6 protein-coding genes are annotated in these 5,061 nt (G+C 67.1%); 3 read left to right on the top strand and 3 right to left on the bottom strand.

Translation table 11 applies throughout. The features are described 5' to 3' along the window. Nucleotides 1-654, bottom strand: a 654-nt coding sequence (locus KQ305_RS14665; protein WP_259726146.1) for a sulfatase-like hydrolase/transferase, incomplete at its 3' end; no start/stop codon positions are given. Nucleotides 655-978: 324 nt separating this feature from the next. On the opposite strand from KQ305_RS14665, the gene KQ305_RS14660 reads away from it, so the two are divergent. After that, nucleotides 979-2,724, top strand: coding sequence for a mechanosensitive ion channel family protein (locus KQ305_RS14660; protein ID WP_259726145.1), 1,746 nt, complete (start codon nt 979-981; stop codon nt 2,722-2,724). Between the two features lie 104 nt (nt 2,725-2,828). On the opposite strand, the gene KQ305_RS14655 is transcribed toward KQ305_RS14660, so the two are convergent. Then, nucleotides 2,829-3,215, bottom strand: coding sequence for a YidH family protein (locus KQ305_RS14655; protein WP_259726144.1), 387 nt, complete (start codon nt 3,213-3,215; stop codon nt 2,829-2,831). A 120-nt stretch (nt 3,216-3,335) separates the two neighbouring features. Between KQ305_RS14655 and KQ305_RS14650 the strand changes: the two genes are divergently transcribed. Beyond that, nucleotides 3,336-3,710, top strand: a complete 375-nt coding sequence (locus tag KQ305_RS14650; RefSeq protein WP_259726143.1) for a hypothetical protein — start codon at nt 3,336-3,338, stop codon at nt 3,708-3,710. 3 nt (nt 3,711-3,713) lie between these two features. Beyond that, on the top strand, nt 3,714-4,607 hold the full coding sequence (locus tag KQ305_RS14645) for a transglutaminase family protein (protein WP_259726142.1): 894 nt from the start codon (nt 3,714-3,716) through the stop codon (nt 4,605-4,607). On the opposite strand, the gene KQ305_RS14640 is transcribed toward KQ305_RS14645, so the two are convergent. Continuing rightward, the gene (locus KQ305_RS14640) at nt 4,586-4,798 is read right to left on the bottom strand and encodes a hypothetical protein (protein ID WP_259726141.1); all 213 of its coding nucleotides are present in this window, start codon (nt 4,796-4,798) and stop codon (nt 4,586-4,588) included. The two genes, KQ305_RS14645 and KQ305_RS14640, sit on opposite strands and share 22 nt — an antisense overlap. Nucleotides 4,799-5,061 lie beyond the last annotated feature (263 nt).

Below are 5,061 nucleotides of genomic sequence, written 5' to 3'. Positions count from 1 at the left end.
GGTGTTGAACCACACGAAGAAGGGCTCGCCGGAGGCCACCGCGTCACGGATGAAGCGCTTGGCCTCGGCCATGAATTCTTCGTCGCAGGTTTCCTGGCGTTTCTTGGTGAGCGGCCCGGTGTTCTCGATCCGCTGGGTGCCGTCGCCATTGGCCCAGCAGTGGAGGACGCCGCGGGGGCCGAAGTTTTTCTTGAAATCAGGAAAGTCCTCGGGCTTGGGATAATCGGGCAGCTCCGGCTCCTCCTCCGCATTGAGGTGGTAAAGGTTGCCGAAGAACTCATCGAAGCCGTGCATCGTCGGCAGATGCTCGTCGCGGTCGCCGAAGTGGTTCTTGCCGAACTGACCGGTGCGGTAGCCCAGGGGCTGAAGCAGCTCGGCGATGGTGGGATCCTCGGGGCGGAAGCCCTGTTCGGCGCCGGGCAAGCCCACCTTGCTGAGGCCGGTGCGGAAGACGCTCTGGCCGGTGATGAAGGCGGCGCGGCCGGCGGTACAGCTCTGCTCGGCGTAGTAATGAATGAACTTGCCGCCCTCCTTGGCGACCCGGTCGATGTTGGGGGTCTGGTACCCCATCAGGCCATCGCTGTAGCAGCTGAGGTTGCTCTGGCCGATGTCGTCGCCCCAGAGGATGAGGATGTTGGGTTGGCCGTTGGGCATGACGGTGGAAGGGGAGCGGGTGCCTGATGGTCACTCTGCCTACAAAGGCCGAATCGGTGCATTCAAAAAGGGCAGTTCTCAATCCAATCCCATGTTGAGCTTTCGGCTGTGTGGAGGAGGTAACCGAAGACCTGAAGGGACTTGGGCTCCCCCTGGAGCTGACCCAGCTGGAACCTGGGCCCGATCCCGTTGTCCGAAGGCAGAGTCCAGGTCATCGGCCAGCGCGCTGGTGGCAGCGCAGCATGGACAGGTGGGGGCTCCAGCCGACGCAAACCCAGGTGGATACCGGAAGTTAGGGTCCGTTGACCGTCGTGACGAAGCAGCGTGGGTCACTCCGAGCCATGGGGGCTTCGCCCACGTGCCCGATGGGCGGGCGTCATCCTGCCCCTGCTGGCCGCTCTGCTGGCGGCCCAGCTGCTGGCTTCGCCCCCCCTTGTCCGGGCGGGAGCCGCCCCGCCCGAGGCCTCTGCCGCTGCCGCTGCCGCTGCCGCTGCCGCTGCCGCTGCCCAGAAGAGCGCTCCGCAGCCGGCCTTCATCGAACTGGATGGCCGCCAGGTGCTGGAGATCCGCGCCGGCGTCGGCGCCCAGACCCCGGCGCAGATGGCGCGGCGGGGCAGCCAAAGGCTGGCCGAGCTGGCCGCCAACTATTCGATCGAGCCAGGGCAGATCGTCGTGCAGGAGGACCCTCCCTACACCACCATCGGCCTGATGCAGGGCGGCGAGTTCGAGCCCAGGATCTCGGTGGATGACCGCAACGCAGCCCGCTTTCAGCTCAGCCGCCAGCAGCTGGCCCAGCGCTACCTGGAGCAGATCCGCGCGGCGATCGTGCGCTACCGCCAAACCCACCGGCGTTCGGATTGGCTGCGGGGCACCGCCCTGGCTCTCCTGGCCCTGGGCTTCTACATCCTCTGGCTGCGGGGCCAGATGGCCCTGAACCGGCGCCTGGAGCGCTGGATCAAGGACCCCGCCAACTGCCGGATCCGGGGACTCCAGGTGGGGGGCAACCAGTGGCTTACCGCGGATCAGGAGCGCAGCCTGCTCGATCCTTTGCGCCGGATCGTGCACGGGGCCGTTCTGCTCCTGGTCAGTTACCTCTCCATCCCCCTGTTCCTGGGGCTGTTCCCCCCCACCCAGGGGCTCTCCGAAAACCTGCGGGGCCAGATCACCGGACTGGTGGTGGGCGGCGCCCAGGCCTTTTTTAGGGCCATCCCCGACCTCATCTCCGTGGTGGTGATCCTGGCCCTCAGCGTGCTGCTGATGCGGGCCAGCAACGCCTGGTTCCGGGCGGTGGAGCTGGGCAATCTGCGTCTGCGCTGGTTCTATCCCGAATGGGCCCGGCCCACGGCCCGGCTGGTGGGGATCGGCATCCTGCTGCTCGGCGTGGTGCTGGCCTACCCCTACATCCCAGGGGCCAACAGCAAGGCCTTCCAGGGGGCCGGTCTGTTCGTGGGGGTGCTGGCGGCCCTGGGCTCGAGTGCCGTGGCCGCCAACCTGATCGGCGGGCTGATGCTCACTTACACCCGCGCGTACCAGGAAGGCGACCGGGTCAGCATCAACGGCACCGTCGGCATCGTTCATGACTGCGCCCTGCTGGTGACACGCCTGCGCACCCCCCGCAATGAGGTGGTGAGCATCCCCAACGCCACCGTGCTGGGGGCCTCGATCGTCAATTACAGCCTGGCCCGCCGGGAGATCGCTGAGCCGGTGGTGATCGCCACCACCGTCACCATCGGCTACGACGTGCCCTGGCGCCAGGTTCACAAGCTGATGCTGGAGGCGGCCGGCGCCACCGCAGGCATCAGTCAGGAGATGCCCCCGTTCGTGCTCCAGACCTCACTGAACGACTTCCACATCAGCTACGAACTCAGCGCCTACGTGGAGGATGTGGACACCTACCGCAGCACCCTCTCCGAGCTGCTGGGGGCCATCCAGGATCAGTTCGCTGGCGCCGGGGTCGAGATCCTTTCGCCGGGTTACCACGCCATGCGTGACGGCAACGGACTCACGGTGCCCCCCTGGCCGCCCGAGACCTTCGGCACCCTGTCCCCCACTCCGCCCGCCGCCGGTTGAAGGCTCGAACCTTCCGCAGCTGGGGGAGGGCCTCGATCTGCAGAGCCAGTCCGAGGGCGAACAGGATCATGAACAGGTTGAGGCCGACACGTGGAGCAGCAGGTTCAGAGCGACAGCCCCCCGTAGGCCAGCATCGCCAGGGCGACGGCGCCGATCAGGGTGAGGCTCACAGCCGTGGCCGTGGCGATCGAGCGCTGCTCGCGATACACGAACGCGTCACTGTTGAGGCGGCGCAGATCACGCCGGTGCTGGACGGTAGCGGCCGCCATCGCCACCATGCCGGTGACCACGAAGGCCATCGACACCAGCCGCACCCCCAGGCCCGCATGGCCCACCGCGCCGTCCTGGCTCCTGATCGCGGCGACGATCTTGTCGAGACCGAAGCCGAAGCTGATCAGGGAGAGACAGGTGCGGATCCAGGCCATCAGGGTGCGCTCGGCCGCGTCCCGGTTGCGCTGCTTGGCCAGTTCGTTGGTGAGATTGACGGTCATGGCAGGTGTGGGAAGGCCTCCTGAGGAGGGCGGTGGCGCCGCAGGTTCAGATCCATGGTTTCACCCATGCTCCCGATGCCGAGCCTCGCTAGCGTTGGTTGAGCCACAGACAAACCATCGATGGCCGTTCTCAACCGCTGCGCGATCGCGGTGGCACCCCGGCAGCCGATGGTGGACTGGACCAGGCCCTTCTGGACCAGGGAAGACATGGAAGGGCTGGGGGACGACCACAGCCTTTACCTGATCCCCACCTACGACAACGAGGTTGAAGCCCAGGACCGCCTTCTGGACAGCTACGGACAGATCTTCGCCGCCGAACTCGAACTCTGGTGCCGCGATCGCAGCCGCTGGCCCCACCCCCGCAGCCTTGAACTCTTCGAGGCCTGGTTCTCGGTGCGCTTCTTCCCCCTTGTCGAGGACCTGGACAGCGAGCCGCTGCACACCTACGTCATCGATGACGACCTGCAGGACGCCCTGCGTGAGGCCCTGGGCTGATCCATGTTCTTCCGAATCCAGCATCGGCTCAGCTACACCTACGACCGGCCCGTCTTCCTGGAGCCCATGACCGTGCGGCTCACCCCCCGCCAGGACGGCACCCAGAGAATCCTCGAGCACCATCTGAGGCTGGTGGATCCGCCGGCGGGCCTGACCCGGGTGCTCGAGCCCGATGGCACCGACGCCATGGTGGCCTGGTTCCAGCAGGAGCGGGACCACCTCACGATCGAAGCGGACATGCTGGTGGAGACCCTGCGCAGCAACCCCTTCGACTGGATCGTGACCCACAGGGAGGCGCAGCATCTGCCGGTGACCTACCCGGAGGCGGAGGTCCGCTCCCTGGCGGGATGCCTGCAGGATCAGACCGATCCCGCCGTGCGTGCCTGGGCCCAGGCCATCGCCGAACGGGTCGACGGATCGGCCACGGCCTTCCTGAGCGCCCTGGCCGATGACATCCACCATGGCTTCCACCATGTCGGTCGGATGGAAGGGGAGCCCACCTCAGCGGCGGAGACACTCGCGACGCTCACCGGGGCCTGCCGGGACACCGCCATGCTCTTCATCGCGGCCTGCCGCAGCCAGGGCCTGGCGGCACGGTTCGTGAGCGGCTACTCGATGCACCATCCCCCCGAAGTGAGCGAACACGAGCTGCACGCCTGGGCTGAGGTGTACCTGCCTGGAGGGGGATGGAGGGCGTTCGATCCCAGCCTGGGGCTGGCGGTGGCCGATGGCCATGTGGTGCTGGCTGCAGCACCGGATCACCATCTGGCAGCGCCGGTCAGCGGCCGCTACCGGGGAACCGGCGTGGGCTCCAACCTCACCTACCTGATCCAGCTGAAGGCCGCCTCCAGCCGTGAGGAGCTGGAGGACAATGCTCAGCCGATGGTCCCGAGCTGAAGCCAGCAGCCCGCCGGGGCCAGCTTTTCGACGATCACCGGTGCCTGGTGGCTCAGAACCAGAGTTCTGGCATAGCGTTCGGCCTCGTCACGATGGTCGAAGAGGGGGCCGAGCACCTCGTTGGGAACGGTGGTCTCGTTCTGGTCGGCGGGTCGGACCCGGTAGCGGCCACGAGGGCTGGGTTCACTCATGCCACCAATCTGCTCCCCACCCCCCGCAAGTCGCCCCAGCAGCAGAGTGTCTTCCAATCCTTCGCGGACTCCCCACAGGTGCGAGACACCCCGCAGGGACCGACCATAAAAAAACCGCCCCGGATCAACCGGGACGGCAAGAGATGAAACAGGGACCTAGGGAAGACCCGGTGACTCAGTAACGGCTGCGGCCGCCGCCACCGCCGCCATAGCCGCCGCCGCCGCCGCCACCACCGCCGTAGCCGCCGCCACCGCCGGAGCGG

The organism is Synechococcus sp. CS-1332 (assembly GCF_025127995.1).
GTDB lineage: Bacteria > Cyanobacteriota > Cyanobacteriia > PCC-6307 > Cyanobiaceae > Cyanobium.
This window is presented reverse-complemented; position numbering and strand designations above follow the sequence as displayed.

Coding starts and splice junctions, on each gene's coding strand:
- KQ305_RS14655 (WP_259726144.1), bottom strand. CDS start 3,215: ATGACCGTCAATCTCACCAACGAACTGGCCAAGCAGCGCAACCGGGAC.
- KQ305_RS14640 (WP_259726141.1), bottom strand. CDS start 4,798: ATGAGTGAACCCAGCCCTCGTGGCCGCTACCGGGTCCGACCCGCCGAC.
- KQ305_RS14645 (WP_259726142.1), top strand. CDS start 3,714: ATGTTCTTCCGAATCCAGCATCGGCTCAGCTACACCTACGACCGGCCC.
- KQ305_RS14650 (WP_259726143.1), top strand. CDS start 3,336: ATGGCCGTTCTCAACCGCTGCGCGATCGCGGTGGCACCCCGGCAGCCG.